The organism is Aquimarina sp. MAR_2010_214 (assembly GCF_002846555.1).
In the GTDB taxonomy this organism is placed as follows: Bacteria; Bacteroidota; Bacteroidia; order Flavobacteriales; family Flavobacteriaceae; genus Aquimarina.
On the sequence record NZ_PJMS01000001.1, the window covers coordinates 4,098,459 to 4,117,968 of the forward strand.

Below are 19,510 nucleotides of genomic sequence, written 5' to 3' on the forward strand. Positions count from 1 at the left end.
TCAAAAAAAATGGCTTCTTAGGTGAGTTTTGGCGTTTTTTAGACAAAAAAACACTCCCCGGCACCATAAGCGCCAGAGAGTACTTTATAATGTGTAGCCTTAAACTACATGCTTACTCACTTTTCTTTTTAAATCGAAGTGTCTTAAGCATGTTGCTTAATTCTATACTTGGGCGATAACGAATTTTTGTTCGTTTAATTAATGATGGGGTTACCTCTTCTGGAGTATCAACCCCTTCACTATTAACCCCTAAACTAAAACTACCCAACTTACCCAAACGTATGGTACGCCCCTGGCTAAGCTCGTTCTGAATAGTTGTCACCAATCTAATGATTACTGCATATACATCTGCCCGGGTAACTGTTGATCCATCACTTACCAATTGTGATAACTGATCAATATCGGTTACTCCACTACTTACAACCAAAGCATAGTGCTTTGGGATAGCCGTAGCATCCCTTGGATCCTTTCTGGCTATCGATTTAAAATGTACTGACATATTCTATCATATTTAAAGATTCATATAACCAGTAATGAGTCAAGTTTTATTCCAAAGACAAAGAATTATACTACGAATACATCAAAACAATACGTAGATCACTGATTAACAACAACATAAAACAGATGTCAAAATAGCAGTTAAATATTATATTTATTGACAAAATGTCAATAAATTAACATTTTTACTGAATATTTTATGTTGAAAATTAAATATAAACTACAAATACACACTAGAATTGTTGTGTTTATTTATGCAAACTGCTATTTTAAAGATAGATTATCGTTGGCCAGCATACTAAAAAGAAGTAGTTGTCTTATATTATTATAAGCTGCAATTGTTTTGCAAAAAATAGTGTTAGTTTTATCGATACTTATCATTCAACCCAATACCATCGAGTATCATTGGGCTTATTTTCTCTAATCTTGATATACGAGTAGCTTCTCGCTTTGCGGTAGTAATATATTCTGCGTATTCTTTTTGTTTGAAAGGAGTTAATTGTTCAAAAGATTTTTTTAAATTATCATTAGCATTCAGTGCTGTTAATAATTCAGAAGGAATCTCGATTGTTTTTGATCGTACTGGTTTGATTTCCTTACCCTCTTTTTGATTTCTAATTGCTTCTTTTGCATACTGAAGTATCATTTTTTTGTCTATCTCATCAGTAGTATTAAACCTCCATTGTCGTAAACCTTTGGTTTTTCCTTCTTGAGCGTTTAGCAACTTCTTTGCCTTATCTTCTAAGAATACACCTTGATAAAACCAAATTCCAACATAGGATTTAAATGCTCCTATTCCTATTACATTTTTTCCATTAATAATATACACCGGAATCCCCCATTTTATAGTCTCTTCCATTTCGGTAGTAAGCAGTATTGATCTTAAGATTTCTATTGCTTCTTTCCATTCTTCATTCTTTGAAATAAATTCTTCGACAGATTCATTTTTTTGCATAGCCTCAGGTATTAAATTTATACGTTTCAGAACACTACCAAATTATAGATATAACCCGTTGTGCATTTAGGAAGGTTATTACAAAAAAGCGTCAATTCGAGTGTTTTGTCGTAATGGAATGGAGACAAAATGTATCGAGAATAGCTTTTTAAAACTAAAATCCTATTCTCGATACACTTCTCCTAAAGCCGAATCACTCGAATTGACGGATTATAGTTAAAAAAATATCTAAATGCACAACAAGTAGACATAGTATCCTTTTTCTTATACTCTTTCTAGTTTAAGATGTGGTTCTTCGGGTAGTAAAATTTCAATTTGATCTCCAACAGATACTTCTCCGCCCTCTACCACTACTCCCATAACACCAGCTTTTCTTATTAAATCCCCGTTCTCATCAGTGTCCAAAACAGCTTTCATCAATCCTTCTTTTATCGAATTCAATTGATTACAAGGGTTTCTTAAACCGGTTATTCTAATTTTCACTTTCTCACCAAGCTTCAGAATAGTACTCTTAGGAAGACTTAATAAGTCTACCCCGATAGTAGTAATATTCTCTCCTACCTCCCCTTTTTTGATATAAAACCCTTTCTTCTTCAATTCCTCAAATAGTTCAGAATGAATTAGATGTACTTGTCTTAAATTTGGTTGAGTAGGATCCTTTAATACTCTAGATCTATGTTTTACTGTTTTTCCCATATGGGCATCCCCTTTAACACCCAATCCTTTGATAAGAGTTATATGCTCGTAACTAAATTTATTAAAAGTGTGAGATTGACTCTTACTTACACCTATTATCTTTCCTTTCTTCATTTAGTATATAATACGCCAATATTCTTATTTTCTTTTCAACGTAGAAAAAGCTAAAACGTCTCTCCCGTCTGTGATATAATAACTATAACTAATATGATTTTCGTCTACTTTGGTTATTATCACAGTACCATCTTTGATACAAGTATTCGTGTTTTCTAATATTACTTCATTGAAAACAACACGATCATTCGAATACTCTACTAGTTCCCATTGCCCAGAACATTCTAAACTTGGGTATTTGATCTCAAAAGATTGTTGGTAAACATCAACCTCTAAATTAATAGACCAGGTGTTATTTTCTTCTAAATCTAATTGACAACCAACTCCTTCCCATTGACCATTAAGCCATACTATATCATCTGTTTTACATCCTATTAAAATTAAAGCAATAAAAATGAATAGTACGTTCTTAAATTTCATGTCGTTTTTCATGTTAAAATTCTAAATATTTTATCAAATCCAAAGTAATTTTAATCATGATTGTCATACTAGACGTTCTGTCTTTATTCTCTTTTAGATTACTTAAACCTTATAGATTTTGAGCTTATAAGTTCGATAATTTAGAGCATTTTACAAAGAAATATTTATGTTTTTGGTTTCTTTAGAATTCCAATTGAAGTTTATTTTTAGCTTCTTATCTGCTTCATTCCAATCAAACAAAGGAGAAGCACCACTTATTGTTATAGATTCTGGAGTGGATTGAATATTATGAATAATCAAAGTAATTTTTCTATCACTAAACGTATATTTAGCTCCTTTTTCTACTGTTAGCGCTATTGATAGTTTTTTATCGTTTGCTGTACTAATAAATTTTAATATTTCATAGTTTCCTTTTTCAAAAGCATTAGGTGTTTTGCCATCATCATCATATAATTTACCAGAACTCTGTTCTACAGTACTATCATGATAGTAATGTAATATTATCTCTTTTGTCGAATACATTTCGGTGGTTTGTACTGGTTGCACCATAGGAATAAATGCTCCTGCTTTTACAAACACTGGGATGTGATCTTCTGCAACTTCAACCGTTTTAAATGTTCCTCCTTCAAATTTCTGTTCGGTAAAGAAGTCGTACCAAGTAGTTCCCTTTGGAAACGGAATATCCATAGATGCAATACCAGGTTGTACTATGGGCGATACCATAAAATGATCCCCCCACATATAGGTAAAACTTATTTCAGATAATTCCTTATTATCTGTATTTTCAAAAAACAAAGGGCGCATCAGTGGTATGCCCGTTTGATTATTCTCAAAAGCAATAGTGTAATTATAAGGTAGTAAACTATATCTAAGTTCGATACTTTTCTTGGCTAAAGCTTTTGTTTTTGTATCATGAAAAACCGGTTCTGGTGCAATATGTTCTTGGGCATGTGGCCTAAATATTGGTTGAAATACTCCATATTGTAACCAGCGGGTATACAATTCTGAATCAAATGCTTCACCGCCAGCAAATCCTCCCAGATCAGAGTGCATATACCCTAATCCCTGCATCCCCATCTGTAATGCTATTTCGGTTTGGGACTGCAACCCTCCCCAACTTCTGTTTACATCACCAGACCATGGGATCATTCCAAACCGTTGAGATCCAGAATATCCTGCTCGCATTAATATAAACGGACGTTGATCAGGAAAATCTCTTTGGTACCCTTCCTGTACCAATCGCGCCCAATCATGACCATAAATATTATGAACCTCATCTGCGCTTCCTGTAGCATGCTGTAATTCTGAAGGGTGTACTTCTGGTTCTCCTAAATCACCCCACCACCCTGCTACTCCATAATCGCGAGTATATGTAGCATAAATATCCCAAAACCATTCTTTTGCTTTTGGGTTATAAATATCTATAATTCCGGTATTTCCAAAATAAAAATCATACGTAAACGGATTCCCTTGCGTATCTTTTCCTAAAACACCTTTCTTTACAGCTTCATCCCATTTTTTTGAAGTTGTTAGTACAAAAGGTTCTGTAACTAATATGGTTTTGATTCCTTGATCTCTAAAATCATTAATCATTTGTTTTGGATTCGGAAATGAATCTTTTAAAAATTCAAAGTTCCCCATATGTCCCTTGATTTCTTTTCCAAACCAATAAATATCAAGAATTACTGCATCTAATGGTATACTATCTGTTTTAAATCTAGCTATAGTTTCTTTGGTTTCTTTTTCAGAATGATATCCAAAACGGCTAGCAAAATTTCCAAATGCCCAACGAGGAGGTAATGGCTGTTTTCCTGTCAGATTGGTATATTGATTCATCAAATCTTTCCAATCATCTCCTGCTACTACCTGATATGTTTTTCTACCGCTAATGGTTTCATATCGTAGTGTATTATCTTTTTTACTATCGATATCTAAAAATCCAATCGGTGCATTATCAAAATGAACAGCATATATTTTAGAAGAAAGCACTACAGGCATTGTAAAATTCATTAATTCAGAATAATTTTCATACCCATAATGAGCTCTATTGTATAACTGAAGTTTTTTACCTCTGCGATTCATCCCTACCACTCGAGATCCAGCTCCGTAAATGACTTCACTTTTATCCAGGTTAAAATCTAAAATTTCGGTAGAATCTGTTTTTATATATCCTTCCTTTTCGGAAATCAGCTTCTTTCCCTGATACGTATATGAAATATGAAAAGGTTCCTTGGTGATATGAACACTAATACCACTGGTATGTATAGTTAATACACTATCATTTTCTAGTACCTGTACTTTTGAAGCAATAGAGTTTAAGATTACGGCATGAGATTGTGAATTAAATGTCTCCCCCGTTGGTATAAATGAAGTTTCTATAATTTTATCAGAATATGGTTTAATTATATATTTTCCATTATCCTTAAACACCTCGATATGAGTGTCTTTTTTTTTAAAACCTTGATATGGGCCTTCGTACTTCTTTTTACAAGAAATTGTCGCGAGTATAAGTGTTACAAATACAAGAAAAAAGGTAAACTTAGAATTCATATTCAATATGTATTTTTATCAACAGATAGTACTCAAATATAACGGAATCCCTATAGAATAAAACTATAACCATAGCTGCATCAGAAAAATTATTGATTTTTCAGTAAAACTCAATTTACTTAATCAAAATCACAAAAAATCACTACAACGTTTTCGTAAAAAAATCTGGTACAAACCTGACCTCTAAATACGTTTATCAAAAAGTACAGCATATTGGGTAACAAAACTTTGTTAAAGCTGATATAGGAGTAGAAATACAAAAGGAGGAACCGAAAATCCTAAAAAAAGAGTAGGAAAATCAAATACTCATTATTATGAAAATTAAAACCTGTAAAAATGTAAATTACTCAATTCTAATCTTGTTTATTGGAGCGTTCCTTTTCTCATCCTGTGAGAAAGAAGAAGTTGTATCTTCAGAAAAAGAAAATACAATCCTTAAAAATTCAGATAGCAAAAATCTGAAGCGAGAAACTATCGGGGTTTCTACTTGTAATTCTTATAACAGATCATCTTGTGGTGACGACCTGGTTCTGGATACAGAGGAATGCAATTTTATTTCAGGATCCGGAAGAGATATGCCAAATCAATATATCATTGATGATTTATTGAATAATTGCCGTACCGAAGAACTCCCGTCTAATTGTAGCTGGTGGGGAGGAAATGTAACACAAACCCGTATCATAAAATTGTATTTAAACAATTGTTGTTATTCTGCTGCTGTTTTTAATAGCAGATTAGACGGTTGGATGGATTTGGCCATTGACAATAAGCCAAATTCTTCATATTTGGTCACTAATTATGAGCGATTGCCTGGTGGGAATATGCATAATTCACCCTATGGACCTTATGAAATTAGAATTAGAGTTACCTATCGTAAAAAAATATGTAGCTTAACTTCATTACCAGGTGGTATTAGACAATAAATATCAATATGTATATATAGAACAGGCCATTTACAAGTGTAGATGGCCTTGTTTTATTGTTATAAAACTTCATTTATTGTTTTGATTTACGGATAAAGAAGAACATTTCATTACTTTAAATTTAGAAGACGACTAATGGTATCAAATAGATAATAGACATAATCATTTATTTAAGAATCATAAACAATCAGGTAATATACGTGATGTAAATTTAGAGTGTTATTAACTAAGCTAATCTTAAATGTACAGCACACGATGAAACGTCATTACCAAATCATTTTTAAAATAAGGCATTGTATATTTTTAAGTATATTCTGTATGGGGCTATTAAAAATACAAGCCCAAAAATTGACAACAAAAGACGAATCTAAAGAACAATCCAAATTCGATCTTCCTACTGATAATCATTTTAATAGAAAAACATACCAGAAAGGAACTGGTAAGTCCTATATAAACTTTGGAGATATATTGATATCCAGAGCAGTTTTACCAGCTGCCAGCTTCTCCAATGGACCCACTTCAGGACAGTTTATCAACCAAGGATTAATTAATCAACAACCAGTTCCTTTTTATAACAAACAGCCAATACAAGGATTTTCTGCAATTTTAAATAATTACGATAGAACTTTCACCGTATTATCCGATAATGGATTTGGGAGTATCGAAAATTCATCAGATTATAACCTTCGTCTTTATAAAATTAAACCAAATTTTAAGAGTATTATTGGCTGGGGTGATGGATCTATTGATGTATTAAGTTATATTGAATTAAGAGATCCTAATCATTTGATTCCTTTTGCCATTACAAATCATTTTAGTGATTCGAGAATTCTCACTGGTGCAGATTTTGATATCGAATCCATACAAAGAACTGCTAATGGTGAGTATTGGATTGGTGATGAATTCGGTCCTTTCTTATTACACTTTGATAAAAATGGTGTTTTATTAGATCCTCCAATTTCTTTACCAGATTTTGATAACACTGGAAAAGAACTTCGTGCACCACAGAATCCGTATAGTGAGGAATACAGTGCCTTACGAATAATGAACGCTATGCGGTCACATGCAAAAGCATATGGAAGTAAATCTCCGGTAATGTCTCCCTGGTATGTGATGCTTGATGATCAAAATACCAATACAGTTGTAGGAAGCAGAAAATTCCCTCCCTCTACCCTTTCTACTGCATCAAGTGAACTATTTAATGTCTCTTCTTTAAATCGTGCAGGTCACCAGGTAGTCGTATATACTGTAAATGATTTTGAAAATATAAACCTGCTTTTGGGCCTTGGTGTACAGGGAATTATCTCTGATCGCCCTGATATAGTATTAGAAGCTCTTCAAAACTTCGATAAAAACAAAGATGGCCAACCTGATTTCATGACTTCTGAAGGGTTGATCAATATCAATTTATTTGATGCCCAAGGACACAGAGGTGCTCGTAATTTGCGTCCGGAAAACACCTTACCTGCTATAGAGGCAGCACTAGATTTTCTGATGCCAACCATAGAAACTGATTGTGGTATTACTCTGGATGGAGTTCCTGTTTTGGATCATGATCCGCATATCGAAGCTGCAAAAACACGTAAAGCAGATGGTACTCCTTATGAGTTTAAAGATGAAGTTCTTGTTAAAGACCTTTCTTTAGATCAAATTCAAAGTACATACATTGCTGATAAAACCTTAAATGGGCGGCCTTCTCAAACAAATAATTTGTCTTTATCACCAGTTGCTGTGGCTTTTGCAAACCAGAATAAGTTTATAGATCCTTATATTATGCCATCTCTACAACAACTATTCGATTTTGTAAATTTTTATGTTTCATATTATCAAAACGGACCTGGAGCTTCAGATCCCGAGGCTGTGAAACGTTGGAAGAATGCATCCAAGGTTCGTTTTAACATTGAAACCAAAATTAACCCCAGAACCGATATCGATGATCGCGGAGATATCTTTGCAGAAAGGACTGTAGGTCCAGAAACTTTTACAAAAGCAGTGGCAGATGTAATTGTTGCAAATCATCTTACAGATCGGGCAGATATTCAAAGTTTTGATTTTAGAACACTGCTTATTGCACATAAACAATATCCTGAGATAAGAACAGTATGTTTATTTGGGGATTTCCCAAAAGTTGGTAATGCCGGAGACGGAACCAATTTACAAGATCAAAATGGGAAAAACACTCCATGGCTAGCAGGGCTATATTGGCCATATAGAAATACCAAATTAAAGACTCCTTTTCGTGTAAAAGGCAGTGGAGGTTTTGAAGGAATGGCACTAAGTACTGATAAGAAAACACTATTACCTTTGTTAGAAAAACCTCTTGAAGGTTCTGAAAATAATAATTTACTGATTCATGAATTTGATTTAGAAAGTAAATCCTACACAGGTAAAAGATTCGAATACCCTCTTCATAAAAACGCCAGTGCAATTGGAGATTTTATTATGTTTAGCTCAAAAAGAGGATTAATCATAGAGCGTGATGGTTCTCAAGGAGATATAAATGGTTATAAAGCAATTTATGAAGTAGCATTAGATAAAGATGAAACATTGATAGAAAAACGACTACATGTTGATCTTCTTAAAATCAATGATATTCGTAGAATATCTGAACCAGGATTAGAAGGTGATATAGGAATAGGAAAAGAGTTTGCATTTCCGTTTGTAACCATAGAAAGCGTTGTTGTATTTAACCCTTTTCTTATAGGAGTACTTAACGATAACAACTACCCTTTTAGCGTTGGGCGTCATATAGGTAAAGAACTTCCAGACGATAATGAGTTTATCCTTTTATGGTTAGATCAACCGTTAGGGAAGCAATGGAAAGAAATACAATCTGATACAAAAAATATAACGACCAACACTATCAAAGTTTATCCAAATACATTTAGAAATGAAGTTACTTTTTTAAATACTGGAAAAAATAAAAACACTGTATCTATTGATATTTATGACATAAGAGGTAATCTCATTAAAAAATTGGTTGATCAGCAACAAAATGATAAAGGCTTTACATATACCTGGAACGGTACATCAAAAAATGGTTTTGAAGTTTCTAAGGGAATCTATATTGCTGTAATTGAGATTGATGGAGAATTTATCAAAAAGAAATTCTTAAAAAAATAGTAGCATAACACTAATTTCGCATCACTCAATAAGCTAAACAGAGAAACCACCTGCAACAGGTGGTTTTTTTATGAAGTATGTTTTTTTGCTTAATAACCACATTAATAACAAGGCTTTAGCAGTTTATATGTAAAGTGAAAATTAAATATATTGTTATCCATGCAACCCTTTGTTTTCTCAATTGTCTTTGAAATATAAAATCATAAAAGCCATAATTATTTTTTTCAACAACTCAATCAAATCAAAAGTTATAAAACAAAACCAGTATGCATAGACATTCAAAATTTAAAAACCTAAAAAAAAGGACGCAGCAATTAATAATGTGCTGTTTGACTATATTTTTTGTAAGTACCAGTGTAATGGCACAGGACAGCTATACTATAAGTGGTACAATTAGAGATAATAATAATGGAGAAACGCTTTTTGGTGCTTCTGTTTTTCTGAAGGGTACTTCTATTGGTGTAATTACCAATGAATATGGTTTTTATTCTATTACCGCTCCAAAAGGAAACTACACTCTCATTGCATCCTATGTAGGATATACAGACATTAATAAGGAAGTAGTACTTGACAAAAATCAAAAAATAAATTTTGATGTTGTTGAGTCCTCTACAGAATTAGATGAGGTAATTATTAAAAGTGAAGAAACAGAACGTGTAAGTCTTAGAAAACCCGAAATGAGTGTTTCTAAACTAAATATCAAAACTGTAAAACAAATGCCTGTAGTATTAGGAGAAGTAGATATTATAAAATCTATTCAAATGCTACCAGGTGTAACCAATAATGGTGAAGGATCTAGTGGGTTTCATGTAAGAGGTGGTGCGGCAGATCAAAATTTGGTACTACTCGATGAGGCTATAATCTATAATACCTCTCACTTATTAGGCTTCTTTTCAATTTTTAATGCAGATGCTATTAAAGATATTAAATTATATAAAGGAGGGATTCCTGCTCGTTTTGGTGGTAGAACTTCTTCTGTCTTGGATGTTCGTCAAAAGGACGGAAACAATAAGAGATTTAGTCTTACCGGAGGGATTGGTGTAATTTCTAGCCGATTAGCTGCCGAAGGACCTCTTTTTAGTGATAAAGGTTCTTTTTTGGTTGCAGGTAGAGGTTCGTACGTTGATCTTATCTTAAAAGCAGCTGGAGAAAAAAATACTGTAGGGTTTTATGATGTAAACCTTAAAACCAATTATAAATTAAGTGAGAATAATAAACTATACTTATCTGGATATTACGGTAGAGATACCTTTAAGTTTGGAAATAATTTCAAAACCAGCTACGGAAACCTATCAGGAAACTTAAGATGGAACCATATCTTTAATGATAAATTATTTTCGAACTTATCCCTTATCTATAGTAAATACGATTATGATTTAGATATTGCGATCGAGCAATTCGAATGGATTTCTTCAATTAATAATTACAATGCCAAATATGATCTTAAATATTATGCCAGTGATAAATTTAAATTAGACTTTGGAATTAGCGGTATATATTATGATTTTGATCCGGGACAAGTACAACCAACATCAGAAAGTTCATCTATAAATCCTTTATCTCTAGATCGAAAAAAAGCTTTTGAAAGTGGTGTGTATGTAAATGCAGAACACAAACTTACCGATAAACTAACAGTACAATACGGTGTTAGATACAGTGCTTTTAGTCGATTAGGAGGGCAACCAATGGTAGACTATGCTAATAACCAACCTGTTGTTTATAATAGCACTTTAGGTTTTTACGAGAGAGGTACTGAAATAGGAGAAACCAATTTTGAAAAAAACAAAGCAATTAAAAGTTTTGGAAACTTTGAACCCAGAGCTTCCCTAGCCTATCAACTAAATGATGTTTCTTCTATCAAAATGGGGTATTCTAGAGCAGCACAGTATATTCATTTACTATCTAATACTACGTCAGTTACTCCGTTAGATGTTTGGACACCAAGTGGAAAGTATATCAAACCACAATTATCAGATCAATATGCATTAGGGTATTTCAGAAACTTTAAAGATAAAATGTATTCCTTAGAAGCAGAAGTTTACTATAAAACTACGGATAATCGCATAGATTATATTGATGGATCTGATTTAATAGGAAACAATACTATTGAAACCGAAATACTGAATGGAGAATCCAGAGCATACGGACTAGAATTGTTGGCTCGTAAAAATGAAGGGAAATTAACAGGATGGATTGCTTATACTTTATCAAAAGCAGAACAAAGAAGTTTTGGTGGTAATGCAGGAGGACCTGGAATCAATAATGGAGATTGGTATAACACTGCATATGACAGAACACATGATATTTCGGTAACAGGATCTTATAAATTAAGTGATAAATGGAGCTTTGGAGCTAACCTGGTTTTTCAAACAGGAAGACCCGTAACCTATCCAAATGGTCAATATGAATATGAAGGATTGTCTATTGCCAGTTATTCTGATAGAAATTCTGATAGATTACCATCGTATCACAGACTTGATATTTCTGCAACATACAGACCTAATAGAAAACCAAACAAAAGATGGAAAGGAGAATGGGTCTTTGGGATTTATAATGTATATAATCAGAAAAATGCAGCTTCAATATCCTTTGGTCAAAATGTAGAGACAGGAGCAAATGAAGCTACAAGAACAGCAATTTTTGGTATAGTGCCATCGGTAATCTATAACTTCAAATTTTAAAAAAAATATAAACATATGAAAGCTTATTTAAAAATAATATTCCTTTTTACTATAGTCTTTACTTCTTGTGAAGATGTAATAGACGTGGATGTACAAACAGCTCCTACCCGATTAACTATTGAGGCTTCACTAGATTGGGAAAAAGGTACTACAGGAAACAATCAAATCATAAAATTAAGTACATCAACTCCATACTTTGATACAACTTCTAATACAGGTGTTACTGGCGCTTCGGTTAAAGTAACTAATGACACCAGTGGTGTAGAGTTTGCTTTCACTGATCAAAATAATGGAACGTATACAACTACAGAATTTGTACCGGTACTTAATCAATCCTATACGCTAGAGGTGATTTATAAGGGAGAAAAATACTCTGCCAAAGAAACATTAATGCCTGTTGTTGATATTAAAGAAGTTAATCAATCAACCGAAGATGGTTTTGATGATGAAGTTCTGGAGGTTAACCTTAAATTTGATGATCCCAAAAATGAGGAGAACTATTACCTATTCAGGTTTAAAGAAGAGGGAGATCTCCTAGCAGAATTTGAAGATTTTAAAGATGAATTTGCCAATGGTAATGAAATCAGCTGGTACTATGAAAAAGAAGAAGATACTGATACCAAAACTGAAGAGTTTAAACCAGGAGATGTCGTAAATATTGACTTATATGGTATTTCTGAAGGGTATTATAATTACATAAAAATACTCATCGAGCAATCCGAAGATGTTGGTCTGTTTAGTGCAACTCCGGTTACTTTAAAAGGAAATTGTATTAACCTGGATAATGCAAACAATTATGCCAATGGGTATTTTAGATTAACACAAGTATCACGAAGAACGTATACTTTTAAATAATGGTGTAAGTTTAAAATTAATAGCATGAAAATATCAAAATGCACAACGGGTTTAATTAATAAATTTAATAAAGGTCAGATGATATACATCTGGCCTTTATTAAATTAGATATTCTTTTAATTTCTTGGGTACAGAAATGATTTTTCTACTTCAAAATCAATCACACCATCTTCTTTTACTTCATAAATAATAAAAAGCTCTCCCCAATATACCCCATCTGTAAAATCGGCTATAATCCATTTGTGGTTTAATAATCTTACTTTATTAATATTCATATTACCTTCCATCCCAACAAATGGGATTAATGGGTTATCTTCTCCAGCCTTATTTTGTCCTATAATCTGATCACTTATTGTTAAAGCTAATTTACTGGCATCATACCCCATTTCTTCAAAGTAACTTACTGCATCTTCATTACTTTCTAAAGTAAAATAGGTAAGATCCATATTAGCACTGGTTAACGAATCAATAGTGGCTTCCTTTGTTGTAATTTTGGTCTTTAAGTTCTCTATTTTTGCATCATAGGATTCTTTTGCTTTTTTAGCATTCATGAACTGGAAAAGAATAAATAATGCTGCAAAAATGAATAGATATAAAAAGATCTTATTTCTCATGTTTAGATAGTTATTTTTAAATTATCGTAAGCTATAAATACATTTTCGGGGAGGGTTTTCTCCACTTCAGCATGAAAGCCTAGCATATGACTTATATGAGTTAGATATGCCTTTTCTGGTTGTATTTCTTCAATAAATTCGAGCGCTTCTTCCAAATTAAAATGCGAATGATGAGGTTCTATTCTAAGTGCATTGATCACTAAAACTTTAACTCCTTTTAATTTTAATCTTTCTTCTTCTTCAACCGTTTTTACATCGGTCAGGTATGCAAAATCTCTAAATCTAAATCCAAAGACTTGTAAACGATTATGAAACGTATTTATAGGAATAACATCCAGGTCTCCCAATTGAAAAGGTTGATTCGTAAGTTCATTTTCAATAACACTTGGTGCTCCGGGATATTTGTTTTCTGAAGAAAAAATATACTCAAACCTAGTTCTAAGTGCTTGCAGAACTCTTTTATGCGCATAGATAGGAATATCACCTTGTCTAAAAAAAAATGGACGTATATCATCCAACCCCATAGTATGATCTGCATGTTCATGAGTAAAGACTACCCCATCGATTCGAGACACCTGATTCGAAAGCATTTGCTGTCTAAAATCTGGTCCGCAATCTACAACATACTGATACTCATCCCAAGATACAAGTATAGAAACACGAAGTCGCTTATCCCTAGCGTCGTCACTTAAACAAACAGGGTGAGTACTTCCAATAACCGGAATCCCCTGTGATGTACCTGTACCAAGAAAAACTACTTCCATATTTTAGTAAACTAGAGCAAATGTACTTATATTTTTTTGGTCAAAAATCACATATTCCTCATAAATAACACTTAAAATATTAGGGGATCTAGAAATTTACATTCAAACCTTTTTTAATACTCATTGTATTATTACCTTTACAGTAAACAAAAAAAGCCCTTTTTACTATGCCTATTAAGATAATGGGAGATAAAGAATTTGAATCTGTCCCTTCAATAAAGAGTAAAGCTTTACGTATTAACCTGAATCAAAACATCTATGGTACTTTTGCAGAGATTGGTGCTGGTCAGGAAACCGTTCGAAATTTTTTTAGAGCAGGTGGAGCTTCTGGTACTATTGCAAAAGCAATGAGTGCATATGATAAAGATTTTAGTGATGCTATTTATGGTATTGAAAACGATAAGCGTTATGTTACCGAAGCAAGATTAAAAAAAATGCTTAATCATGAGGTTACGCTTATAGAAGAAAGAATTACTCGAGAAAAACACCCTAATAAGTTATTTTTCAGCTATGCAAACACAGTAGCCACTATTGATTTTGCTAAAAAATATAAAGGCCATGGTTGGGTAGGTATTCGATATCAAACAACCCCCAATGAAGACTATAATGAAATATTGCTTCATATCCGTTTTCATGAAAATGATGCTAGATTACAGCAAATGACTTTAGGAATATTGGGTGTTAACCTTATTTATGGAGCCTATTATAAATACGATAACCCAAAAAAGTTATTGCGATATTTATATGATCACTTGGACAAGGACCAAATAGAAATTGACACCATTAATTTTTCTGGCCCGAGATTTACAAAAGTAGATAATCGTCTGATGAGTCTACAGTTAGTTAAAAATGGAATGACCGAAGCGGTAATGTTTGGACCTGATGGGCATAACATATTACCTGCTGCAATATTATATAAGAAAAACATATTAGCACTTCGTGGAAGTTTTAGACCTGTAACAAAGGTTAATATGGATATTTATGAAAAGTCACTCAATATGTTTTTGAGTGAGAATAAAGTAAATAAAGATAAAACCGTAGTAATTTTTGAAGTAACACTATCAAATCTAAGAGCCGAAGGTGAAATTGATGAAGAAGATTTTATGGCTAGAGCCAGATTGCTTTGTTCCCTTGGGCAAACAGTTATGATTTCTAATTTCAAAGAATATTATAAAGTAGTCGAGTATTTCTCTAATTACACCAAAGAACGTATGGCACTTTCTATGGGAGTTAATAATTTAGTGGATATTTTTGATGAAAAATACTACAGACACCTTAGTGGAGGTATTTTGGAAGCTTTTGGTAAACTATTCTTTAAAGATCTAAAAGTATACCTATACCCATTAAAGAATCATAAAACCGGAGAGATCACTACTAGTGATACGCTAAAAGTACATCCGAGAATGAAAGAACTTTATAAGTTCTTTAAGTATAATGGTAAGCTACAAGATATTACGGATTATGATCCTTCTATAATGAATATTTTCTCAAGAGAAGTATTACAAAAGATTCAAGAAGGAGAACCGGGATGGGAAGAACAATTACCAGACCTTATTCCTGAAATGATAAAAGCCAATAACTTTTTTGGATATAAAACAATAGAAACTGTAAAATAATAAGTTACAGTACAGATACAAAATGGATTTAAAAAAGCAGTATGGTAAAATAACCATACTGCTTTTTTAAATCCATAATATCCTCACACCTACAAAATTTGCGCAGCGTGATCTTTGGTTTTCACTTTTGCAATAACTTCAGAAATTATTCCTTTTTCATCAATAACAAAAGTAGTACGATGAATCCCATCATATTCTCTACCCATAAATTTCTTTGGACCCCACACTCCAAAAGCTTCAATTACAGCTTTATCTTCATCTGCCAATAATGGATAAGGTAATTCATATTTATTTTTGAAATTTTGCTGCCGTTTAGCACTATCTGCACTTACTCCAATAATTTCATAACCTTGTGTCAGGAAAGTTTGGTAATTATCTCTAAGGTTACAAGCTTCGGCAGTACAACCGGGAGTACTAGCCTTAGGGTAGAAAAAAACAACTAGTTTTTTTCCTTGATAATCATTCAGGGTAATGGTATTTCCATCCTGATCTAATGCCGAAAAATTAGGGGCCTTATCCCCTTCTTTTAATGTTGTCATTGTATATAAATTAAATGTAGTCTATACTATCTGTGTAACTAAACACCCATGTTTGTATGTAATAAACAATAAAATTCAACTTATCTATTACTTATTTTTGTACAGCGGGCAAGTTATAAAATTTCAAAAAAAACAGAATTAAATTTAACTTAATACTTCAGAAATAAGTTTGACAATTAAATCTTTATTTCTATTCCCACTATATAACCCTTTTGTTGTGTTCAGATATTTATGTATTCTTGCATTTAAATAAATGGGATTTGATATATGTCGTTGTTTACGTTTCTAAATATTAAAAAAAAGATACTTCTATTCGTTGTTTTTGTCTGCATAAATGTATTTAGCACTCTTGCACAAAACCAGGTTAAAATAGATTCTTTACTACAACTACTTGACACAAAAATCACAGATAAAGAAAAAGTAGATATTTATAACAATATAGCTTTGCAATACTCTTCTACCGACTCTACTAAAACCTTTAATTATGCAAATGAAGCTATTAACCTCTCTAAGCAATTAAATTATATTGAAGGTATTTCTGATGCCCATTATAGCATAAATCAAGCTACTATAGGATTAGAACATTCGAATAAAGCATTTGATTTATTTCAAAAAACAAAATATGCTAAAGGTAAAGCCAAAGCGTATAATGACTTAGCACTTACCTATAAGAAAAAAGGGGAATATGCTATGGCAATAAAGCATTTTACAAAAGTTTTAAAAATAGAAGATTCTTTAGGAAATAAAAACGATGTAGCTTTCTGTTATAGTAATATTGGACAAGTACACGCAAGATTAGGAAATTATACCAAAGCATTAGATTATAACTCTAAAGCTTTAGTATTGTTTAAAAAACTGAATAATAAAAATGGGATCTTTTCTGGATACAATAATATGGGAATGATCTATGTGTATCAAAGTAAGTATTCATCTGCATTAGAATATTTTATAAAAGCTTCTAAAATCAATGATGAAATAGGCAGTAAAAGAAAAACTATTATATCTCTTAGCAATATTGGGTTTATTTATGAAACTTTAGGAGATTACAACTTAGCTCTAGAATATTATTTTAACTGTTTATCAGTTAGTAAACAAATTAAAGATCAATCAAGTATATCTGAGGATTATTTAAACATTGGAAATGTTTATTTTGAACAAGGTGACAACACCAAAGCTTTAGCATATTCTTTTAAATCCTTAAAAATTGCCAAAGATTTGAATATTAAAGGCATCATGATATCAAATTATTGCTTAACAGGTGAAATATATCTCGATGAAAAAAATTTTAAAGAAGCGCTGAAGCACTTAAAAAATGGATTGTCATTAAGTCAGGAAATTGGAGAGCTATCTTCATCTACCACCGTAATGAATACCATAAGCGAAATTGAATTTGAATTAAAAAATTATCAAGAAGCAAAAAAATATCTTATCAAAAGTATTCATATTGGACAGGAGATTGGTTTTCCTACTGCGATAAGCGATGCTTCGTATGGTTTAGTAAAAGTAGAGAAAGCATTAGGTAATCATAAAGCTGCTCTTGAATCTTATGAACGATATCATGCCATTTATGACTCAACCTTAGGAAAAGAGAAATCAAAACAATTATCACAATTACAAGTACAATACGAAACTAAGAAAAAAGAACAGGAAATCAAGAGTTTGGCTCAACAAGCCTCTATCCAATCTTTAGAATTAAAACAAGCTAATTTTAATAAAACTATTTTTGCCATTATAAGTGTAGTTTTATTGCTCATTGGACTGGTGTTATATTTAGTAAATAGACAAAAGAGATTAGCATTAAAACAAAGAGCACAGGATATAGAACAAAACCTGTTGCGCGTACAAATGAATCCGCATTTTATTTTTAATGCCATGACTTCTATACAGGATTATATGAATCAAGGAGATGCAAAAAAAGCGAGTTTATATCTGGTAAAATTTTCTAAACTAATCAGACAGGTATTAGACAACTCTAGAAGTGAGTTTATTACTTTAGATCAGGAAATCAATATGCTAGATAATTACCTGAGTATACAAAACCTAAAACGTGATCATCCTTTTACTTTTAAGATTGAAGTAGAAGAAGATTTGAATGTTGATGAAATTGCCATCCCTCCTATGTTTGCGCAACCTTTTATAGAAAATGCTATTGAACATGGGGTGGCAACCATTACAATTCATTTCTCGAAGGAAGGAAATCATTTGGTCTTAAAGATATTGGATAACGGATCTGGCATAGAAGAAGCGATGAAGATAAAACGTAAAGATCATGTATCTCACGCTATTAAAATAACTGAAGAACGTATCGATTTGTATCGTAAAATGAGAAAGAAAAAAATTGCATTTGACATCCAAGACCTTTCTCAAGGCACACAAGTAACGTTTAATTTACCATTTCAACAGATATAAATGAAAGTAGTCCTTATAGAAGATAATCCTGCAGCAAGAAGAAATTTTTTAGAGTTACTTAATGAGTATTGTCCTAATGTAGATTTTATAGGAGAAGCGACAAATGTAGCAGAGGGAGTTGCACTTATTACTGCTAGTGAGCCAGATCTTGTATTTCTAGATATTGAGATGCCAGATGGTACTGGATTTGATGTATTACGAAAATTACCAGAAATCAATTTTCAGGTAATATTTGCTTCTTCTCATGAAAAATATGCGCTAAGAGCAATAAAATTTAGTGCCTTGGATTATTTACTGAAACCTATCGATCCCGAAGAATTAATAGAAGCCGTCCAAAAAGCGGAGTCAGAATTTGAGCATCATAAAACACCCCAGAGAGTACAAACACTTATAGACAATATAAATGATCAATCAAAAGAGCCTACACGCTTGGTTCTAAAAGATAAGTATGGTATTCAGATTGTATTTGTTAAAGATATTATACATTTGGAAGCAAATGGTAGTTACACAAAGTTTTTTATCCATAAGCAGGGTAGTCTTTTAGTATCTAAAGGCCTCAAAGAATATGAGAATATGCTTTCTCAACAACATTTTTTTAGATGTCATCAATCTCATATAGTAAATCTTGATTATTTATTACGATATGATAAACGAGATGGAGATTACCTGGTATTAAAAGATAAAAGTAAAATCCCATTAGCAACCAGAAAAAAAGAAACTTTACTGAAGCTAATAAATGACTTTAATTAATGT

General features: G+C 32.3%; 15 protein-coding genes. 7 read left to right on the forward strand and 8 right to left on the reverse strand.

Annotation, left to right across the window (positions count from 1 at the left end; translation table 11 throughout):
* Positions 1-112: 112 nt before the first annotated feature.
* The 5 genes from ATE84_RS17725 to ATE84_RS17745 all read right to left on the reverse strand — a co-directional run bounded on the left by ATE84_RS17725 (position 113) and on the right by ATE84_RS17745 (position 5,233).
* Positions 113-499, reverse strand: coding sequence for an HU family DNA-binding protein (locus ATE84_RS17725; RefSeq protein ID WP_101449233.1), 387 nt, complete (start codon positions 497-499; stop codon positions 113-115).
* Between the two features lie 363 nt (positions 500-862).
* The gene (locus ATE84_RS17730) at positions 863-1,453 is read right to left on the reverse strand and encodes a YdeI family protein (protein ID WP_101449234.1); all 591 of its coding nucleotides are present in this window, start codon (positions 1,451-1,453) and stop codon (positions 863-865) included.
* A 264-nt stretch (positions 1,454-1,717) separates the two neighbouring features.
* Positions 1,718-2,263 (reverse strand): MOSC domain-containing protein, encoded by a 546-nt coding sequence (locus ATE84_RS17735; protein ID WP_101449235.1) that lies wholly within the window; start codon positions 2,261-2,263, stop codon positions 1,718-1,720.
* Positions 2,264-2,287: 24 nt separating this feature from the next.
* Positions 2,288-2,695, reverse strand: coding sequence for a hypothetical protein (locus ATE84_RS17740; RefSeq protein WP_143273665.1), 408 nt, complete (start codon positions 2,693-2,695; stop codon positions 2,288-2,290).
* Positions 2,696-2,833: 138 nt separating this feature from the next.
* The gene (locus ATE84_RS17745; RefSeq protein WP_101449237.1) at positions 2,834-5,233 is read right to left on the reverse strand and encodes a TIM-barrel domain-containing protein; all 2,400 of its coding nucleotides are present in this window, start codon (positions 5,231-5,233) and stop codon (positions 2,834-2,836) included.
* A 314-nt stretch (positions 5,234-5,547) separates the two neighbouring features.
* On the opposite strand from ATE84_RS17745, the gene ATE84_RS17750 reads away from it, so the two are divergent.
* The 4 genes from ATE84_RS17750 to ATE84_RS17765 all read left to right on the forward strand — a co-directional run bounded on the left by ATE84_RS17750 (position 5,548) and on the right by ATE84_RS17765 (position 12,815).
* A complete protein-coding gene (locus ATE84_RS17750) occupies positions 5,548-6,156 on the forward strand; it encodes a hypothetical protein (RefSeq protein ID WP_101449238.1) in 609 nt (202 codons plus the stop codon).
* 318 nt (positions 6,157-6,474) lie between these two features.
* The gene (locus ATE84_RS17755; RefSeq protein ID WP_158237283.1) at positions 6,475-9,279 is read left to right on the forward strand and encodes an esterase-like activity of phytase family protein; all 2,805 of its coding nucleotides are present in this window, start codon (positions 6,475-6,477) and stop codon (positions 9,277-9,279) included.
* A 320-nt stretch (positions 9,280-9,599) separates the two neighbouring features.
* Positions 9,600-11,960, forward strand: coding sequence for a TonB-dependent receptor (locus ATE84_RS17760; RefSeq protein ID WP_101449240.1), 2,361 nt, complete (start codon positions 9,600-9,602; stop codon positions 11,958-11,960).
* Positions 11,961-11,975: 15 nt separating this feature from the next.
* On the forward strand, positions 11,976-12,815 hold the full coding sequence (locus ATE84_RS17765; protein ID WP_101449241.1) for a DUF4249 domain-containing protein: 840 nt from the start codon (positions 11,976-11,978) through the stop codon (positions 12,813-12,815).
* A gap of 116 nt (positions 12,816-12,931) precedes the next feature.
* On the opposite strand, the gene ATE84_RS17770 is transcribed toward ATE84_RS17765, so the two are convergent.
* Together ATE84_RS17770 and ATE84_RS17775 are read right to left on the reverse strand one after the other, a co-directional pair.
* Positions 12,932-13,429 carry a hypothetical protein gene (locus tag ATE84_RS17770; protein WP_101449242.1) on the reverse strand — a complete coding sequence of 166 codons (498 nt, stop codon included), beginning with the start codon at positions 13,427-13,429 and terminating at the stop codon, positions 12,932-12,934.
* Positions 13,430-13,431: 2 nt separating this feature from the next.
* Entirely contained in the window at positions 13,432-14,193 is a 762-nt protein-coding gene (locus ATE84_RS17775) for an MBL fold metallo-hydrolase (protein ID WP_101449243.1), read from the reverse strand.
* A gap of 167 nt (positions 14,194-14,360) precedes the next feature.
* Here ATE84_RS17775 and ATE84_RS17780 point away from each other — a divergent pair, with 167 nt between their 5' ends.
* Positions 14,361-15,809, forward strand: a complete 1,449-nt coding sequence (locus ATE84_RS17780; protein ID WP_101449244.1) for a TonB-dependent receptor — start codon at positions 14,361-14,363, stop codon at positions 15,807-15,809.
* Between the two features lie 89 nt (positions 15,810-15,898).
* Here ATE84_RS17780 and bcp read toward each other — a convergent pair whose 3' ends face one another.
* On the reverse strand, positions 15,899-16,348 hold the full coding sequence (gene bcp / locus ATE84_RS17785; RefSeq protein ID WP_101449245.1) for a thioredoxin-dependent thiol peroxidase: 450 nt from the start codon (positions 16,346-16,348) through the stop codon (positions 15,899-15,901).
* Between the two features lie 267 nt (positions 16,349-16,615).
* Between bcp and ATE84_RS17790 the strand changes: the two genes are divergently transcribed.
* Together ATE84_RS17790 and ATE84_RS17795 are read left to right on the forward strand one after the other, a co-directional pair.
* Entirely contained in the window at positions 16,616-18,757 is a 2,142-nt protein-coding gene (locus tag ATE84_RS17790; RefSeq protein WP_101449246.1) for a tetratricopeptide repeat protein, read from the forward strand.
* Positions 18,758-19,507: a LytTR family DNA-binding domain-containing protein gene (locus ATE84_RS17795; protein WP_101449247.1), complete on the forward strand. Its 750-nt coding sequence runs from the start codon at positions 18,758-18,760 to the stop codon at positions 19,505-19,507.
* Positions 19,508-19,510 lie beyond the last annotated feature (3 nt).